The organism is Streptosporangium album, assembly GCF_014203795.1.
Lineage (GTDB): Bacteria > Actinomycetota > Actinomycetes > Streptosporangiales > Streptosporangiaceae > Streptosporangium > Streptosporangium album.
In genome coordinates this window covers 108,186-125,395 of sequence record NZ_JACHJU010000003.1, presented here as the reverse complement: position 1 = coordinate 125,395, position 17,210 = coordinate 108,186, and the positions used below count along the sequence as shown (strand labels likewise).

At 66.3% G+C, this 17,210-nt stretch carries 16 protein-coding genes and 1 pseudogene; 8 read left to right on the top strand and 9 right to left on the bottom strand.

Annotated elements, in window-relative coordinates; genetic code table 11:
- Position 1: 1 nt before the first annotated feature.
- From FHR32_RS30480 to FHR32_RS30465, 4 genes are read right to left on the bottom strand one after another with little or no spacing between them, the layout of a single operon-like run.
- Positions 2-547 (bottom strand): hypothetical protein, encoded by a 546-nt coding sequence (locus FHR32_RS30480; protein WP_184758000.1) that lies wholly within the window; start codon positions 545-547, stop codon positions 2-4.
- Positions 544-1,182 (bottom strand): TIGR02466 family protein, encoded by a 639-nt coding sequence (locus tag FHR32_RS30475; RefSeq protein ID WP_184757999.1) that lies wholly within the window; start codon positions 1,180-1,182, stop codon positions 544-546. The genes FHR32_RS30480 and FHR32_RS30475 overlap by 4 nt, the downstream gene beginning before the upstream one ends.
- Positions 1,179-1,916, bottom strand: coding sequence for an aKG-HExxH-type peptide beta-hydroxylase (locus FHR32_RS30470; protein ID WP_184757998.1), 738 nt, complete (start codon positions 1,914-1,916; stop codon positions 1,179-1,181). Before FHR32_RS30470 ends, FHR32_RS30475 begins: the two co-directional genes overlap by 4 nt.
- A complete protein-coding gene (locus tag FHR32_RS30465; RefSeq protein WP_184757997.1) occupies positions 1,913-2,563 on the bottom strand; it encodes a class I SAM-dependent methyltransferase in 651 nt (216 codons plus the stop codon). Before FHR32_RS30465 ends, FHR32_RS30470 begins: the two co-directional genes overlap by 4 nt.
- A 199-nt stretch (positions 2,564-2,762) precedes the next feature.
- Between FHR32_RS30465 and FHR32_RS30460 the strand changes: the two genes are divergently transcribed.
- The 5 genes from FHR32_RS30460 (at position 2,763) to FHR32_RS30440 (ending at position 4,882) form a co-directional block, all read left to right on the top strand.
- Positions 2,763-3,578 (top strand): HARBI1 family protein, encoded by an 816-nt coding sequence (locus tag FHR32_RS30460; protein WP_184757841.1) that lies wholly within the window; start codon positions 2,763-2,765, stop codon positions 3,576-3,578.
- 24 nt (positions 3,579-3,602) lie between these two features.
- Positions 3,603-3,749, top strand: coding sequence for a hypothetical protein (locus FHR32_RS30455; protein WP_184757996.1), 147 nt, complete (start codon positions 3,603-3,605; stop codon positions 3,747-3,749).
- Between the two features lie 144 nt (positions 3,750-3,893).
- Positions 3,894-4,235 carry a hypothetical protein gene (locus FHR32_RS30450; protein WP_184757995.1) on the top strand — a complete coding sequence of 114 codons (342 nt, stop codon included), beginning with the start codon at positions 3,894-3,896 and terminating at the stop codon, positions 4,233-4,235.
- 168 nt (positions 4,236-4,403) lie between these two features.
- Positions 4,404-4,643, top strand: coding sequence for a hypothetical protein (locus FHR32_RS30445; protein WP_184757994.1), 240 nt, complete (start codon positions 4,404-4,406; stop codon positions 4,641-4,643).
- Complete coding sequence (locus FHR32_RS30440) at positions 4,640-4,882, top strand: hypothetical protein (RefSeq protein ID WP_184757993.1); 243 nt, start codon at positions 4,640-4,642, stop codon at positions 4,880-4,882. The genes FHR32_RS30445 and FHR32_RS30440 overlap by 4 nt, the downstream gene beginning before the upstream one ends.
- Before the next feature lie 561 nt (positions 4,883-5,443).
- On the opposite strand, the gene dnaE is transcribed toward FHR32_RS30440, so the two are convergent.
- Positions 5,444-8,989 (bottom strand): DNA polymerase III subunit alpha, encoded by a 3,546-nt coding sequence (dnaE, locus tag FHR32_RS30435; RefSeq protein WP_184758614.1) that lies wholly within the window; start codon positions 8,987-8,989, stop codon positions 5,444-5,446.
- A 100-nt stretch (positions 8,990-9,089) separates the two neighbouring features.
- Between dnaE and FHR32_RS30430 the strand changes: the two genes are divergently transcribed.
- Complete coding sequence (locus FHR32_RS30430; protein ID WP_184757992.1) at positions 9,090-10,082, top strand: LysR family transcriptional regulator; 993 nt, start codon at positions 9,090-9,092, stop codon at positions 10,080-10,082.
- A gap of 21 nt (positions 10,083-10,103) precedes the next feature.
- Here FHR32_RS30430 and FHR32_RS30425 read toward each other — a convergent pair.
- The 4 genes and pseudogenes from FHR32_RS30425 to FHR32_RS46830 form a co-directional block, all read right to left on the bottom strand.
- Positions 10,104-11,329 (bottom strand): annotated as a pseudogene (locus FHR32_RS30425) (IS110 family RNA-guided transposase).
- 93 nt (positions 11,330-11,422) lie between these two features.
- Entirely contained in the window at positions 11,423-12,019 is a 597-nt protein-coding gene (locus FHR32_RS44910; RefSeq protein ID WP_184753222.1) for a group II intron maturase-specific domain-containing protein, read from the bottom strand.
- A gap of 38 nt (positions 12,020-12,057) precedes the next feature.
- A complete protein-coding gene (gene ltrA / locus FHR32_RS30415) occupies positions 12,058-13,341 on the bottom strand; it encodes a group II intron reverse transcriptase/maturase (protein WP_184753221.1) in 1,284 nt (427 codons plus the stop codon).
- A gap of 564 nt (positions 13,342-13,905) precedes the next feature.
- Positions 13,906-14,799 (bottom strand): reverse transcriptase domain-containing protein, encoded by an 894-nt coding sequence (locus tag FHR32_RS46830; RefSeq protein WP_184753220.1) that lies wholly within the window; start codon positions 14,797-14,799, stop codon positions 13,906-13,908.
- 843 nt (positions 14,800-15,642) lie between these two features.
- On the opposite strand from FHR32_RS46830, the gene FHR32_RS30405 reads away from it, so the two are divergent.
- Together FHR32_RS30405 and FHR32_RS30400 are read left to right on the top strand one after the other, a co-directional pair.
- Positions 15,643-16,113 (top strand): hypothetical protein, encoded by a 471-nt coding sequence (locus FHR32_RS30405; RefSeq protein ID WP_184754836.1) that lies wholly within the window; start codon positions 15,643-15,645, stop codon positions 16,111-16,113.
- Complete coding sequence (locus FHR32_RS30400; protein ID WP_281390987.1) at positions 16,110-17,150, top strand: IS3 family transposase; 1,041 nt, start codon at positions 16,110-16,112, stop codon at positions 17,148-17,150. The genes FHR32_RS30405 and FHR32_RS30400 overlap by 4 nt, the downstream gene beginning before the upstream one ends.
- The last annotated feature ends 60 nt before the right edge of the window (positions 17,151-17,210 follow it).

Sequence of the window (17,210 nt, the reverse complement as noted above, 5' to 3'; positions counted from 1 at the left end):
TTCAAGTGGAGATGGCGACCGCGACGATCACGGCCTGGGCCATCTCTACAGGGATGACGAAATGGGTCAGCCAGCCAGGGACGGCCAGGTGCGCGCCGGGCCGTGCGGCGATCATCGCCGCACGGCCCCACGGGAGGCCGGGCATCGGTACGAGCGCGCAGCCGGCCCGCGGGTCGGCCACGGCGACCGCTCCGGACTGCTGATGGATGGATGAGGTGGCGGCCAGGACACACCAGGCCACGTAATCCGCAGGCGAGGCAGTCGCGGGCAGGTCGTAGCCTCCCCGCCATATCTGGACCTCCAGGCGGAGCCCGCCCGGCCGGGGGCGGCCGTCCGCGTCAGCCAGCGCCTCCATCGACGCCGCCAGGTGCGCCTGGAGAGCGGCTTCGTCGGCCAGCACCCGCTTGGCCTCGATGACCTCGAACGTGTCGCCGCCCGCAGCGGCGCCGCTCAGCAGGGCGGGAAGGTCGTCGTGCACGATCCCGCGCAGGTCGACCTCGTCGAGCACCAGATTGGTCGGCCAGTGCCTGCTCACCGTCTCGGTCATGCCATTCCTCCCGGCGCGGTGAAGCTGACGTTGAACGCGACGCAGATCCGCAGCCGCTCTTTGGAAGCGGTCGCCCGGACCTGGTGGTTCAGCCAACCGGGGAAGGCGACCATCCGGCCCGCGACGGGCTGGATACGGATGACGCCCGAGGAGGAGTCACGGGCGACCGCTCCAGGACGCGGGTCGAGCAGTTGCAGGAACCCGGGATCCTGTCCGCTGTCGGTGGTGCCGGGATCGATGTAGTAGACGCCGGCGATCGACGTCGAGTGGTGGGTGTGCGGCAGCAGGCTCGCACCTTCGGCGTAGGTCACAGCCCACCCTTCAGCGATAGGCCTGGCCGTGATGTGCTGCGCGGCGTCGCCGAGCATGTCGGTGGCCATCGCAGTGACCGCGCCCATGATGTGGCCCCGCAGCCACGTGACCGCCGGGTGCTCCCACGTCAGGATGTCCTCGCTGGACTTGCGGGCGTCCAGCCCGCCCGGCAGGATCACCGGCTGCTCCTGGGCGGCCTGCTGGAGGAGAATCAGCTCGGCCAAGGCCACGTTGTAGGCGGCGGCTTCGGGGAAGTCCGCCTGGTAGATGGGGACAGGCCAGATGGGGCTGACGGTCGGCCGGGGGTGGGTTGCCGTCGTCACGCATCCTCCTTCAAACGTGCGGCGAGGCTGCGCCCCGCGTCGGTCAGGTCTGCGCTGCGTTCCTCGATGATCTGTAGGCAGCCGGAGCGGTAGCGGCTCAGATCCTCGATGCGGTCCCGCTCGCCGCCCCGGGCCCGGTAGAGGCGGATCAACGCCATGGCGACGTGCACGCCGCCCAGGACCTCGGCCAGGGACCGGCCGGTCGTCCCGGACGGCATCGTCAGGTCGCGGTCCTCGCGGGTCTGCAGCGGCCATGCCTCCTGGATGAGGTTCATCCATTGATGGCACATCTCATGCAGCACCTGTGAGCGGATCTGGTCGGGCGCGGTGAAAGCCCGCTCAGCGAGGAAGATGTGCTGCGGCCACGCCCGGATCGACGCCGAATAGGCGCCGGTCGGCGGGTGTAGCAGGTACCGGACGGGCAACTGCAGCAGCGGCGCCCACGCAGGAACCGCGCGGGGCAGCGCGTCCAGGACCGCGACGACGTCTTCCTGCTGGGCGGCCGTCAGCTCTGTCTCCTGCACGGGCGGCCGGTCCGGGTTCAGCAGGATCGCCCGTCCGGGGTTCAGCCACGCCCGCGGCCCGGCCGCGCTGTCAGCGCTCAAGCCGCGCTGGGCTGCTTCGTGGTGGCGCAACGCCAGGACGAGCGCCAGGAGCCGCCCGGGAGCGAAGGAGTCATCCAGGAACGGCATGCCGCCCAGCTCCGTCATCGGGTCCGCGAGTGCCGTACTCATGGCGTCACTGCCCTCTCCAGGTATCGGGTGGTCAGGTGGGGATGCTTCTGCAGCGGCGCGGTGTCGAGACCGACCGTGAGGATGCCGACGCCGGCGCGACGCCGCGTCTGCAGGCACGGCAACGGCCAGTCCGCCGCCGGGTCCGGGGTGAAGTACACCTCCGGCGGCCGGGACATCGCGGCCAACATGGCCGGCCCGCACACCAGGTCGCCGTAGACATCGAAGGCGAACCGCGGGTGACCGATGTCGAAGTCGTGAATGACCACAACGCCAGCGGCGACGGCGGCGAGCTCGCGTGCCAGCGGCCAGTCCGGGCCCCAATGGGCGTCCAGGAAGAACAACGGCCGCTCATGGATACCCGCGGCGGCCGCCACCAGCGCGGGCGAATCCACATGCTCGACACGCGCGTTGCGGTGCCCGGCAACGCGGTGTCGAGTGAAGGCCGCGTACGCAGGGTCGAGGTCGCAGGAGTAGACCGGCAGGCTGGGGTAGCGGCGGGCCAGGTAGTGCGTGGTGTCGCCGAGGTGACAGCCGGTCTCAACGACCGCGTCACAGCCATACAGAGTGATCAGGTCATCGACGGCCAGCGCGGTGGTGATGTCGAACCCGAACGGGCCGCCATCATCAGCCAGGCGCTCAACACCCATCCGGGGGACGCGGTAGAACACTGAGACGCTGTCAGCAACGGTCGATGACCGTGTGTAGCCGATCACGGCGGGCGTGGGAGTGATCAAGTAGAGAAAAGCGTGAAGCCCCTGGTAGGGGTGGGTCTTGTCGAAGGATCCACCGCACCGCACACAAGGGCTTCACGTGACCTCCAGTATCACCTACACAGCCGAGTTGGACATGCCGCGCGAGGTTGTGCTGTTTCTGGCCGGGCTGTTGCGCGCCGAGCGGGTACGGCGCCGCACCCGCGCGGGCACTCGGGCGCTGGGCGAGTTCAAGCAGGCCGTTCTGATCATCCGCTGGCTGGTGGACGGCGCTCGGATCGCCCGGCCGGCCGCCGATAACGCCATCTCGCACGCGACCTGTGATCGGTACGTCGAAGAAGGGGTCACCGTATTGAAGGCCCAGGCGCCGACGCTACAGGAGGCGCTCACGGCGGCGAAGGCCGCCGGCTACACCCACCTGCATCTGGATGGCACGCTGATCGAAACCGACCGCTGCCGCGCCCTGGGCCCGAACGGCGCCGACCTGTGGTGGAGTGGAAAACACAAGCAGCACGGCGGCAACATTCAGGTCCTGTCCAGCCCCGGCGGCGACCCGCTGTGGACTTCTGAGGTACGGCCCGGCCGTGAACACGATCTCACCTGTGCCCGCCTGCACGGCCTCCTCGACCCGCTGGCCAAGGCCGCCGAGGACGGGCTGATCACGTTGGCCGACCTCGGCTACGTCGATGCGGGTATGGGGTTTCGCCTGCCGTACAAGAGGTCTCGGGGTGGCACACTCACCGACGATCAGATCCAGTACAACAAGGTCCACGGTGCGCTCCGAGCCCTCGCCGAACGAGCGAACGCCCAGCTCAAGATGCGGTTCAAGGCACTGCGGAACGTCAGCAAGTGCCCTTGGAAGATCGGCGGTATCGTCGCCGCGGCGCTCGTCCTCTTCCACCGGGAGCAAGCTCACAAGCAGCTGTCACCCAGCGTGAACGCCGGTTGCTGACAATGACTCAGTGAAGGCATCCAGGTGCTGCAGGACGTGCGCCAGCGCGCCCCCGAATGGATTCTGACGCAGCGGTACGCCCGTGACATTCTCACGGCGGTCATCGAGCGACGCCGTTCCCTCACCCCCGAGGTGCGCGACTTGGCGGACGCTATCCGGCTGCCGTACTGACGCACACATAACCGTCACTGGCACTTTCGGAAATGGCTCGTAGAAAGTGCCAGTGACGTGCTGTTGCAGACACTTTACGGTCGCTCTGTGGTCCTCTCACTCCAAGTAACGACAGGAGCGCAGGCCCAGAGCTCAGCTGAATGGATGGCTCTGCGCCTCACCGCAGCGCTGTCTCATCACGGCGTCCCCGCCGACATACAGCCCTACCGCTCAGCAGATGGCGAGGCCCTGGTCTCCGTCTGGCTCGGCCTGCTCGTCCGCACCAACGAGCGACGCATCAGGTGGATCATCCCCGGTACGGAACGCCGACGCGGGAAACCACTGTGGACATGGGCACGCGAGCCGGACAACGCCGCGGCCCGGCTCGCCGAGCATTACCGCCAGCTACGAGACCAACCCGTGCACACCACGATCCTTGGCGGACCTCTCCTTGCTGATGCCTTCCTCGATGACGCCCTCCGGAAGCGCGACGCGACACCCCGATGACCTCGGCAAGCCCTGAACGCCCCCAGGTGGCCCCGCCCCATACCCAGCCCGCGGGGTCACCACAGGGCTTGCCGCTCCCAGTGGCCCCGGAACGCCCCAGCTCGATCGCCTGGAGGCGCGCTGAGTCGTTCCGGGGCCACACCCACCGGTAGGAAAGGAGCCGCCGACATGCCCCACCGCGACGCAGCAGACACCACCGCGGCGCTGGTCGCTGCGCAGGTCCAGACGTACGCGCCCACCTGGATGGTCCGTTGGAACCGTTGCCGGCGACGGCTCGAAGCGTGGGAATGCAGCGACCCTGTGCGCTGCCGTATCGTGGACGGCCGCAGCGGCGTCGAACTGTGGAACAAGATGGCGCAAACAGACATGGAGCTGTGGGCCACACAGCACCGCCAGGGGGCCGCATGACCGCGCAGAAGCAACTCGCTGCCCTGGAGCAGACCTTCCCCGGCTACCGCATCAACCACGATGAGGTCCCGGGTACTTGGACGGCCATCCGGCGGGCGTCGCTCTCGGAGAGGGAGAACGACGCCAACATGGAGTACGTCATCACCCGGCTATCCCCCGAAGCGCTCGCATCGGCACTGAGCGCGCAAATCGAGCTGGCTCACCGGCTACGTGCCACCCATATTTTCACCACCCCATAAGCAGCGTTACGGCGTCATAAGCCCGCGACGGCACGGCACAGTGGCCACCCTCCCGTGCCGTCGCGGTTCCAAACTCCCGCGAGCGACGGTGCGTATCGGCGTCCTCCTCCCGAGCGTGGCCCCAGCCCCAAGGTGAGCCGATCTGCGCAGGTCATCGGATTTCCGAGAACATGCACGGTTGAGAGGCGAAACCTCAGCTCGGTACTTCCGATAACAGGACCCCGTCGCTAGTTGGCGACTGGGGCCACGCTCGGGAGGAGGAGGCCGACTTGGAGCGCTGGGCCACCGGCGGAGTGCCGTTGCAGCGGCTCCTGCGGTTGACGACGCCGCTGCGGCACGGGGTCCCGGTGGTACTCGCGGAAAATCCAACGGATATGCCCCTGACCTGCTCTGAGGTAAGAACGTCGCAGAACTGGTGCGCCGGTTGGTGGGCGCGTGGACCAGTCCGAGGATGCCGCTGACCTTGCCTGGGCGCTCCACGTCGATGCTGGTCAGCGATATCCGTTAGATCTTCGGCGATTACTACCGGGACCCCATACCGAGGGCACGCCCAGTCGCGGCTCATGCTCCGCCGATCGAGTTGGCTCCCAGCAGTGCCTTGATGTCGCCGTAGAACGCCGGCTCCGCAGTGACACGGAAGGGTTCGAGGTTCAACAGCACGCTCTTGTCGCCGCGGCGGTGCAAGCGCACGTGTACGGGCGCCTGGCCCGGATGGGTGGTCAGGATGTGTTTCAGCTCCTGGACGAGTCGCAGGTTCAACTGGATTTCCTGGATCGAGATCACCACGGGCGACTCGGTGTTCGCCTCGGAGACGTTGAGGAGGGTGATCTCCTCGCCGTAGATGCTGGTCGTCTCATCGCGTATGTTGATCCGTCCACGCACGCAGATCACGCGGTCCTCGGCCAGCGCTTCGCCGTACAGGATGTAGGTCTTAGGGAAGATCAGGCACTCCACCGCGGCGTCGTGGTCTTCGAGGGTGACGATCGCCCACGGGCTGCCCTGCTTGGTGACCTTGCGTTGCAGACCGGAGATGATGCCACTCACCCGGGTTGCACCGTCCTGGCGCCCGGAGGCCAGCAGGTCGGCGATTGTGGTGTCGCGGTTGGCGTTCAGGACGCGTTCGGCGCCGTCGAGCGGGTGGCTGGAGACGTACAGGCCGAGCATCTCGCGTTCGAAGGCGAGCAGGGTGGCCTTGTCCCACTCCCCCTCCGAGATCGCGACCGAGAAGGCGCCGGTCTGATCCGGCTCGCCGAACAGCGAGTCCTGACCGTGGGCCTCATTGCGCTTGACGTCGATGACCGCGTCGACGGCCTGCTCGTGGACGGCGACCAGGGACGCGCGGTGATGCCCGAGGCTGTCGAACGCGCCGGCCTTGGCCAGTGACTCGATGACGCGCTTGTTGCAGACGACGGACGGGACCTTGGTGAGGAAGTCATTGAAATCGGTGTAGCGGCCTTTGGCGTCCCGCGTGGTGACGATCGCGTCCACGACGTTGGCCCCGACGTTGCGTACGGCGCCCAGGCCGAAGCGGATGTCGGAGCCGATCGCGGCGAAGTCCAGCTGGCTGGCGTTGACGTCGGGGGGCAGCACCTTGATGCCCAGCCGCCGACAGTCGGACAGGTAGACGGCCATCCTGTCCTTGTCGTCGCCTACGGAGGTGAGCAGCGCGGCCAGGTACTCGCAGGGGTGGTTGGCCTTGAGGTAGGCGGTCCAGTACGAGACCAGGCCGTACCCGGCGGTGTGCGACTTGTTGAAGCCGTAGCCGCTGAAGGGCACCAGGACGTCCCAGACCGCTTTGATCGCCTCATCGGAGAAGCCGCGGCCGCGCATTCCCGCGGAGAATCTGTCCCATTCGGCGTCCAGGACCTCTTTCTTCTTCTTGCCCATGGCCCGGCGCAGCATGTCGGCGGCGCCGAGGGAGTACCCGGCCAGTTGCTGGGCGATGGCCATGACCTGCTCCTGGAAAACGACCAGGTGGTAGGTGTCGCCCAGGATGGGCTCCAGCGCCTCCTCCAACTCGGGGTGGATCGGCTCGACCCGCTGTTTGCCGGTCTTGCGCAGCGCGTAGTTGGTGTGGGCGTTCATCTCCATCGGGCCGGGCCGATACAGCGCGGACACGGCGGCGATGTCGGTGAACTCCGTGGGCCGCATCAGTTTCAGCAAGGTCCGCATGCCGCCGCCGTCCAGCTGGAAGACCCCGAGCGTGTCGCCGCGCGCCAGCAGTTCGTACGTCCTGGCGTCGTCGAACGGGACGTCGAGGATGTCGATGTCGACGTCCTTGTTGACGCGGACGTTCGCGATCGCGTCCCCGATGACGGTGAGGTTGCGCAGGCCGAGGAAGTCCATCTTCAGCAGGCCCATGTCCTCGGCCTGGGTGAACGGGAAACCGGTCACGACCGGGCCGCCGGCCTTGGGCCTGACCAGCGGGATCACGTCGATCAGGGGCTCGCTGGAGAGGATCACGCCGGCGGCGTGGATGCCGGTGCCCCGGGTGAGCCCCTCGATACCGGCCGCGGTGTCGACCACCCGTTTCACGTCGGGGTCCTGCTCATACATGGTGCGCAGCTCGGCCGCCTCGCCATGGCGAGGGTGCCGGGTGTCGTGGATAGCGGCCAGCGGGATCTCCTTGCCGCCGACCGCCGCCGGGAATGCCTTGGTGATGCGGTCGCCCAGGGCGTATGGCAGGCCCAGCACGCGGCAGGAGTCTTTGATAGCGGCCTTGGCCTTGATGGTGCCGAACGTGACGATCTGGCAGACCCGGTCCTCGCCGTATGTACGGGTGACGTAGTCGATCATCTCGTCGCGCCGCCGGTCGTCGAAGTCGAGATCGACGTCCGGCATGGTGACGCGCTCGGGATTGAGGAAGCGTTCGAAGATGAGCTTGTGCTCGATCGGGTCGAGCTGGGTGATACCCGTGCAGTAGGCGACGATCGAGCCGGTGGCCGAGCCGCGGCCGGGGCCCAGGCCGATGCCGTTCTGCCGGGCGTAGCGGCAGATGTCGGCGACCACCAGGAAGTAGCCGGGAAAGCCCATGGCGTCGATGACTGACAACTCGTAGTCGATGCGGTCCAGCACCCCCTGCGGCGGGTGGCCGCCGTAGCGGCGGCACGCGCCGTCGAGGGTCTCCTTGCGCAGCCAACTGGACTCGCTCTCGCCCTCGGGGACGGGGAAGCGCGGCGTCAGGTCCCGGTGGGCGAACACCTCGCCGTAGTCGCCGACCCGCTCGGCGATCAGCAGCGTGTTGTCGCAGGCGCCCGGCACCTCGGCGTCCCACAGCGCGCGCATCTCCGCCGCGGACTTGATGTAGTAGCCGCTGCCGCTGAACCGGAAGCGGTCGGCGTCGGCCAGCCGCTTGCCGGTACCGACGCACAGCAGCGCGTCGTGCGCCTGGGCCTGGCTCTCGGTGACGTAGTGGGAGTCATTGGTGGCCAGGGGTGGCAGACCGAGTTCCTTGCCGAGCTTCATGAGCTCGTCGCGGACCCGGCGTTCGATCGCGAGGCCGTGATCCATCAACTCCAGGAAGTAGTTGTCCTTACCGAAGATGTCGCGATATCGGGCGGCGGCCTCGATGGCCTGGTCGTACTGGCCGAGCCGTAGCCTGGTCTGCACCTCTCCGGACGGGCAGCCGGTCGTGGCGATGATGCCCTGGCCGTGCTCGGCGAACAGTTCATCGTCCATGCGTGGATATTTCTGGACATGTCCTTCCAGCCATGCCCGGGACTGGAGCCGGAACAGGTTCCGCAGGCCCTGGGCGTCGGCCGCCCACATCGTCATGTGCGTGTACAGGCCGCGCCCGGAGACGTCTCCGCCCTCTCCGGTGTCGTCGTTGGAACGGCGCAGCGCCAGGTTGTCGCTGTAGTACACCGGCTGCCGGTGGTGCCGGGAGGCGGGGGCGACATAGCTCTCGATCCCGATGATCGGCTTGATACCCGCCTTGCGTGCCGTCCGGTAGAACTCGTACGCCCCGTGCACGTTGCCGTGATCGCTCATCGCCACGGCCGGCATTCCCTGCCGGGACACCTCATCCATCAGCAGTCCGACCTTGGCGGCGCCGTCGAGCATGCTGTACTCGGTGTGCACGTGCAGGTGCGCGAAGGATCCCACCAGGAACCACACCTCCTGATTGTAGAGTCAAGTGCGACCCGAGCATTCGACCCGAGAGTAGGCATGGTTGTCCAACAATCGACACACCGATTCACCACAACCATTGGTTGTTAAGAAGGCCGCAGCGGATCTGGATCTCGGCACGGTCCGCGCCTTCGTCGCTATCACTGAGGACCGATACTTCAGCGAGGCCGCAGCCCGGCTGGGGATCAGCCAGCAGGCCATCTCCAAACGGGTCGCAAAGCTGGAGTCCGACCTCGGCCTGAGGCTGTTCTTCCGCTCACGCAACGGGGCCGACCTCACCGAAGACGGCAGAGCGTTCCTCCCTCACGCGCGCGCTCTGGTCGGCATCGCCGACCAGGCGCTCGAGGTGCTGCGCGGCCGGCGCTGCGCACTCCGGGTCGACGTACTGGACACCAGGCTGGCATCCATCGATCTGATCCGCGCGTTCCACCAGGCCATCGAGGATGTGGACATCGACATCATCACCTCAGACGGATTCAGATCCGCTCGCGCCGCACTCGCCCGAGGATCCATCGACGTGGCCTTCGGCCGCGTCAGCGGCACGCTGGAGGAGGAGCTTCGATGCGTACCGGCCTACCTGGAACCGGTGCACCTGCTGCTCGGCCGCCACCACCCGCTCGCTGGCCGGCAGCAAGTGGAGATGGGACGACTGTCCGGATCCACCGTGTGGATGCCGGGCAACGCCGCAGGCAGTGAATGGGCCGAGTACTACCGTTTCCTCGGCGCCGCGTTCGACATCCAGATCGACGCCTCAGGACCCAACTTCGGCTACGAGCACTTCGTGCAGGAGATCGGCTCCGGTGAGCGAGTGGGTTTCGTAGGCGAGAGGACGCGGGTGCCCTGGCATCCGGGCACCGTCCAGGTCCCGCTCGTCGACCCCACACCGATGTATCCATGGTCGTTGCTTCGCCACCACCAGAACCAACACCCAGCGTTGGGCCTGCTCACCCACTACGTAGCGAGCAACTACCGGCCGTTCAACCCTCAACACCAGTGGCTCCCGGAGCCCGACCGCGCCGCCTTCACCGCGGATCCGGGCCTTGAGCAGCAACCAATCGGCCAGTGGCGTTAGACACCCCAGGAGCTAAGCGGGTCAAGCTGCGAGGTGTTGGTAGCGGTGGGACCAGGCGGTTTCTGGGTTGTAGGGAGTACCGGTCTTGAGGCATCCGTGGATGATACCGACGAGGCGGTTGCCGAGTTGGCGGAGTGCGGCGTTGTGTCCGATCTCGCGTGCTCGGAGTTCGTCGTAGTAGGCGCGGGCACCGGGATCGTGCAGGACCGCTGCCCCGGCTTGCATGTGCAGCGCGTCACCAGTCGGTCGTTGTGGACGAATCTGGCCTGGACTGTCTTGGACTTTCCGGACTGGCGGGTGATCGGCGAGGTCGCCGCGTAGTTCTTCCGGGCCTTGGCGCTGGCGTAGCGCCCGGCAGCGTCGCCGAATTCTGCCAGCACCCGGGCGCCGAGGACGGTACCGATCCCTGGCTGGGATAGGTAGATCTCAGTGTCCGGGTGCTGGCCAAAATGAGCCCCGACCTGGCCCTCCATAATTTTGATCTGGCTGTTGAGGGTCTGAAGGATCGCCACCAGGGCGCGGATGGTGGCCGCGTAGGCGGTGTTCACGACCGCGCTCTGCCCCAGGTGTTGGGTCCGCAGCGCATCGCGGATAGCGGCGGCCTTAGCGTCAACGCCTTTACGACGAGCACGCTTGAGCGGCGCCGAAACCTGGGCGACCGTCAGTTTGGCTGCGCTGACCGGATCGGGGGCCTTGGCGAGCAGTTCCAGAGTGTCGGCACCGATGAGGGTCAGGTCTCTGTATGCCTCCAATGCGGCGGGAAAGAAGTCGCGTAGCGCGTGACGAAGCCGCAGCATGTGGCGGGTTCGTTCCCAGATCAGAGTCTGGTGGGCTCGTGACACGACCCGGATCGCCTCGGCGAGATCGGAGTCGGCGGCGACCTGGCGAAGGTGGTGACGGCGGGTCCGGACCATGTCGGCCAGAGTGTGCGCGTCGGCCTTGTCGCTCTTGGCGCCTGACAGCGATACCAGCTCGCGATGTCGGGCGGCCTGCTTGGGGTTGACCCCGTAGACCTGGTAGCCGGCCGCGACCAGAGCCCTCACCCACGGGCCCTGATCAGTCTCGATACACACCAACACCTGGGCCGGATCGGCGGCTTCGGGCAGGAACGCGGCCACCAGCTCGTGAAAACGAGTCATCCCATCCATGCCCTCGGGCAACCGGACTGCCCGCAGCATCCGGCCGTGCTCGTCCTGCACCTCCACGTCGTGGTGGGGTCGGCATGGAGCGCGGTGCCGGGGTTTCACCCGGTCCGTTTCTCCATGCCGCCCTCCCGAACCGGACGTGCGAGTTGGCCCCGCATCCGGCTCTCCACAAGTCCCTTTGGACTGTTGGTGTCCTCAGCGTGTGCTGGGCCAGGGCGATGGGATCTTTGTCCCTCGGGGGAGGTAGCGCGTGGTGGCCACCGAGCCGGGGTTGAACAGGACGACTTCTCCATCGCGTGGCCACCATCCGCCGTCGCAGAAGCGGCGGCGCAGTTCCTTCCAGCCCGCGTTGAGGTGTTTGCGTCGCAGCCATCCGAACACCTGTCGCCAGACGATCATGCGGAGGTATTGGAAGGCGCGGGCGGAGACCCCTGGCCGGAAGTAGGCGGTCCAGCCCCGCAGCACGTTGTTGAGCTTATGCAGCAGGACTGCCAGCGGCAGGCTGACGTTCATCCGGCAGATCGCCTTGGTCTTGGCCTTGATGGACCGAAGTGCCTTCTTGGCCGGGTAGTTATAGACGAACTGCTGGTCGGTGCCTCGCTTGTGGTGGCGCTGGATGCGCCAGCCGAGGAAGTCGAGGCCCTCGTCGATGTGAGTGATCAGGGTCTTCTCCTCCGAGAGCCGCAGCCCAACGGTGGCGAGGACTTCCGCTACTTCGGGGAGCAGTGCCTCGGTGTGTTCCCGAGTGCCCGAGACCAGAATGACGAGGAGAGTAGGCCGGGGGAATCGCACCCCCGGCCTCTCGCAGAACCGGACTTAAACCTCTCGGCTTATCCGGCTCCCATCGCCCAGCCGTCAGGACGAGCGCCGAGACGCCAGTGCGCGAACAGGCGGGGAGATCGCCGGGCGATCTCGGCCAGCCAGGCCATCGCGCGCCGTTCCCGGCGTTTGAGCCGTTTGTATTTCCGGCACGCCCAGCCCACCAGGAGCTTGTTGAGATGCCGGAGGAAGGAGAGCAACCGGGACCGGTAGAAGCGCCCGTAATAGTTGATCCACCCCTGCACGATGCTGTTGAACATGCGGGCAAGGTCGTCCAGAGACTTGTCACTGCGCCGGGACAGATGCCAGGAGCGGATCACCGCTCCCATCGCCTTCATCGCCTGCGTGCTGACCGCGGGCAAGAACGACACGAAGTGCTTGCCGTGCTTGTTCTTGGCCAGCCGGGGCCGGAACTCATAGCCCAAGAACGTGAACCGGGTGTGCTCGTGCGAGCCCGTCCGGTCGGCGTCCTTGCAGTAGATGATGCATGTCTTGTCCGGATGCAACTCCAGGCCGACCTGCGCCAGACGCATTGCAATCGCGTCTCGCACGTATTCGGCCTGCCGGCGGCTGCCGCAGTGCACCACCGCGTCATCGCAGTAACGCTCGAACCCAAGCGCCGGAAATTCCCGGGCCAGCCAGGCGTCGAACGCGTAATGCATGAACAGGTTAGCCAGCAAAGGTGAAATCGCCGACCCCTGCGGGGTCCCGCGATCTCGGGCGACCAGGGTGCCATCCTGCCGTTGCATCGGAGCGGTCAACCACCGCTGGACATACAACAGGATCCACCGCTGATCCGGTGAAAGGTGCTTGGCGACGGCCTTGAGCACCAGGTCATGCGGCACGGTGTCGAAGAAGGCCCGGATGTCCATGTCGATCACCCAATCCTTCCGCCAGCACCGCACCCGGCACGCCCCAACCGCATCCAGCGCCGACTTGCCCGGCCGATAGCCGTAGGAATCCGGATGGAAGATCGGTTCGACCTTCGGCTCCAGATACATCCGCACCACCGTCTGGGCCACCCGGTCGGCCACGGTCGGCACGCCCAGCACCCGCACCCCTCGCCCTTGCGGCTTGGGGATCTCCACCGCTTTCACCGGCGGCGGGAAGTACGAGCCTGAGGACAACCGGTTCCAGATCCGATACAGATTCCGGTCCCGATCGGCCTCGAACTGCGCGATCGACTCCTCATCGACCCCCGCCGCCCCCTTGTTGGCCTTGACTCTCTGAAACGCTTCCCAGACCTTCCACTTGTCGATCTGAAACGGCTTGTCCTGCTGCCTGAGTTCGCTCACCTGGCTCCTCCCGGCCCGATCGGATGACCAGCCGGTTGACCACCAAGCGACTCCGGGCGACCCGGCCCCTTCGCTCCACGCCCATTACGGCGCTTCTGCACTACTACGAGCCGGTCCGTCCCTCCGCCTCGCCCCGGTACTCGGCCCCTTGCAGTGTCCGCTGCTTGGGGTACTCCCTTCGGCCGGACGCTCCAACACGCGCCCGACACCGCTGAGACGGCAGGTTCCCACGTTCCGTACTGGCGCCCAAGCCGAACTCGCGCCACCTTGACGCCGGTCACCACCTGGCCAGCAAGCAGGCACCCGCCAGGCTCATCCCGGGGCAACAACTGGACCCCGGTTTCGATGACGCCGCTACGCTTTCGACGTTTCATCAGTGGTTCACTCTCGTTCGCCTTCTCGGCTCACACCTGACGCATCTCGTGCGCCTTTTCCGCGACGCTCACCACCACGGCCATTGAGCCGCAGCAACTCGCGGTGGTTTGGGACCTCCCCCTGCGTGAGCGATCCCGGAGGACCTACCTCCATCACCAGCACAGCACCGCATCCGAAGCTCGCGATCTTCTACATCACAACCTCCATCAGCGTTCGTGGCGCACAGTCGTCCGCGTACCGGATCAACCGGTAGTTGGGCAGCCCCTTCTGGCGGCGGGTCCAGCGCTGTTTCGTGGTCGAACGCGCTCCGCCCGGTGCCTGGACGAAGTGCTCGTCCAAAACCGAGAGAGCCACGTTGGCCAGCAGCGGAGACAAGATCCCTCCTTGCGGGGTGCCGGTGACGGTCTCCTTGGACGTGCCGACCTCGGTGAGGATGCCCGCCTTCAGAAACGCCTTTACCAGCGCGAGCACGCGCTTGTCCCCGATCCGTCCGCGCACCCGGTCCATGAGGGCCGGGTGCGAGATCTCGTCGAAGCAGGCCTTGATGTCGCCCTCCAGTACCCATTCGTAGGTCTTGGATGCCAGGAAGCGCGTCTCGGCCATCGCGTCGTGCGCTCGCCGGTTCGGCCGGAACCCATACGAGCACGGAAGGAAATCCGCCTCGAAGATCGGCTCCAGCACCAGCTTCAAGGACGCTTGGACCACCCGGTCGGCGATCGTCGGGATCCCCAGACGGCGGCGCTTGCGCGTCCCCGGCTTGGGAATCATCCGCTCTCTGACCGGAACGGGCCGGAACGTCTGGTTCCTGAGCTGCTCACGCAACTCCTCCAGGAACTGTTCAGTCCCGATCCGTTCCTGGACGAAGGCGGCGGTTATCCCGTCGACTCCGGCCGAGCGTGCGCCCTTGTTCCCCGCAACCCGCTCCCAAGCCATCAGCAGAAAGCCGGGATCGGTGACGAGGTTGAACAGATCGTCGAACCGACGATGAGGATCATCGGTCGCCCAACGGTGCAGCTTGGTCTGGATCTCCAGTACCCGTCGCTCGGCCCTCAACAGGCCCCACGACGGATCACTCGTATTCACCAGCGAACCTCCTGGTCTTCCAGTACTTCCACCACTGACTTGCTGGCTCCCTTCGCCATGTGGCCGGCTTTCCCGGCCTCGGACTACTACGGAGCCTCCGCCCCGCCCGATGCCATCAGCAGACGTCGCGCCTGCCCTTCCGCCACGCTGGCCGCGCGGGGCGAGGGCGGCACCGGACGGTTCCCACGTTCGTCACGAAGTCGATCGACAGGTGAGGCGTCCAGCTCTACCCCTGCGGCATCGCCACGACTACGCCGCAGACCTTCGTCGTGGCCTCCCCGGGGTGGTTCACATGGTCCCGAGGAGTTCCCCGCCAATGCACACGAGCGGGGACGCACCGCACCCAGCCCATATCCGTCAGGTTTGAGCTGGTGGGCCGTTAAGGGGCGTCAGGCACTGGTTTCTCTCGTACACCTTCCTGTCTCGCTAACCGGACCCGCACCGTCTGACAGTCTCGGCACGTCCCGGCGTTGTCGGGGCTGCTCCCACCCTCCCCGGCGACTCCCGGATCAGGCTGCCCCCAGCTTCACCCAGCCGCTGCGACGGCCAGGAGGCGAAGGTCTCTCACCTCCGCTCGACTTCGCGCGCTTCGTGGCGCACGTGGTCTTCAGCCCAGTCATCTCCGACGAACAGCACCTGGTCTCCCTGTCTCCGAAACCCGCAAAGAGCAGCCCGTGGGAGAATCCAGCGTGCTATTGGACCAGTGCTCACGCCAGACCTTGGCGGGCTCGACACCCCATCAGCTGTTCCTCTCCCGACCACCGGCAGGGGCACCCTCTCTGTCAGACTCTTGTGAGACATGGGATGAATGAGTCTTCATGATGTGAAACAGGGCGAGACAGGATGATCGAGACAGTGACGATGACCCTCGCAGACCAGGCCGCCATGAGGGGGCAGGATGGTCTGGTGACCGACGATCGGGTGCGCCGGCCGGTGCGCCGGACCTTCACCGCCGCCTACAAGGCGCGGATCTTGGCGGCCTATGACGCCCTGCCCGAGGGCAGCCCCGAGCGTGGCGCGCTGATGCGCACCGAGAAGCTGTATCACTCCCACATCGAGCACTGGCGAAAGCAGCAGGAGAACGGCACACTGGCCGCTTCGACGGGTAAGCCGAAAAAAAGCACGGAGTCGGAGGAGCTGGCCCGGTTGCGGGCCGAGAACAGAAAGCTCAAGGCCGACGCGGCGAAACTGGAGGCCAAAAACGAGAAGCTCAGCGGCGAACTCGGGAAGACCAGGACCGCGCTTGATATCGCGGGAAAAGCATTCGCGCTGCTTCGGGACATCTCAAGCAGCGCGGACTCCGACACGAACTGACTCGGGTCATCGACGAGCATTTCCCGGAAATGGAGGAGTTGCTCGGCACGGCCAGGGCATGTGCGATCTTGGGAAGGTCGCGGGCCACGTTGCACCGGCGCCGTAATCCCACCCCGCCCCGGCTGGGTCCACGCCGCCCATTTCATCACCCGGCCCAATTGTCGGAACACGAGCGCGAGCAGGTGCTGGCCGTGCTGGACTCGCCCCGGTTCGCCGACAAGTCACCGGGCCAGGCGTGGGCGACCCTGCTGGACGAGGGCGTCTACCTGTGCTCGCAGGCCACGATGTACCGGCTGCTGCGCCAGCGCGGCCAGTCCGGTGAGCGGCGCGTCCAGGCCGTCCATCCGGCGAAGAAGAAACCCGAACTGGAAGCCGACGGGCCGAATCAGGTGTGGTCGTGGGATATCACGAAACTAAAAGGACCGGTGCGCGGCGTCTATTACCTGCTGTATGTCATCATCGATATCTTCTCGCGGAAAGTGATCTGGTGGGAGATCTGGCCGACGGAGACGGGAACCCTTGCCAGGGAGTTCATCGAGCACGCGATCGAGGCCAACGGCGGGATCGCCCCCGGCGCGATCCACGCCGACCGTGGCACCTCGATGACCTCGAACACCGTTTCCGGGCTGCTCGCGCTGCTGGGAATCGACCAGTCCCATTCACGGCCGCGTGTGTCCAACGACAATCCGTACTCAGAAGCGCAGTTCAAAACACTCAAGTACTGTCCCGCGTTTCCTGGCACGTTCGGGTCCATCGAAGATGCCAACGTCTTTTGCGACCAGTTCTTCCGGTACTACAACAATGAGCATCGCCATTCCGGCATCGGAATGCACACCCCGGCATCGGTGCACGACGGCTCCGCGGCCGAGATCCACGCCAGGCGGGCCGCCACGCTGAACGCGGCGTTCCTGGCCCACCCCGAGCGGTTCCACGGCCGGCGGCCCTGTCCGCCGCCGCTGCCCTCACGAGTGTGGATCAACAAACCACCCACGACCCAAGAGGTCGATCCTTCACCACAAACCACACAAGTAGCCTGATGTCTCAACCGGTTTGACAGATTCCGGCACGGTCTAACGCCAGGACTCGTGATCGGTCCA